The 367-nt window shown below is 64.0% G+C and carries 1 pseudogene; it reads right to left on the bottom strand.

The window, feature by feature from the left end:
• Positions 1 to 245 (bottom strand): annotated as a pseudogene (locus D7T59_RS21165) (TolC family protein); the annotation flags it as partial.
• Positions 246 to 367: the final 122 nt, after the last annotated feature.

Genomic DNA, 367 nt, shown 5'->3' on the forward strand with positions numbered 1-367 from the left:
CGCATGGCCAGGCTGACCAGCGCATCCAGGTTGGGGTCGGAGAAGTCCTTCCACCATTGCCTGTTGGGCGTCCCAGGCAGGACATCCGCATCCAGCGCCGCCGGCGTGCGGGCCTGGCCCACATGATGCCGGGCTGCCGCGTCAGGGATCTCGGTCCTGGGGGCCACAGAGGCGCAGCCAGAAGACAGCGCCACAAGCACAGCAATCGACAGGCAGGCAACTCGATTTCCAATAGCCATGATCATGCCTCCTCGGTCGGGTGAATGCGGTAGAGCGCGGCATACAGCGCTGGAATGAGACCCAGCGTGATCAGCGTTCCAAGGGCGAGGCCGCCGATCATCACGATCGACATGCTGGTCCACATGGA

It is taken from the genome of Stenotrophomonas maltophilia (genome assembly GCF_013464915.1).
Taxonomy (GTDB): Bacteria; Pseudomonadota; Gammaproteobacteria; order Xanthomonadales; family Xanthomonadaceae; genus Stenotrophomonas; species Stenotrophomonas maltophilia_AT.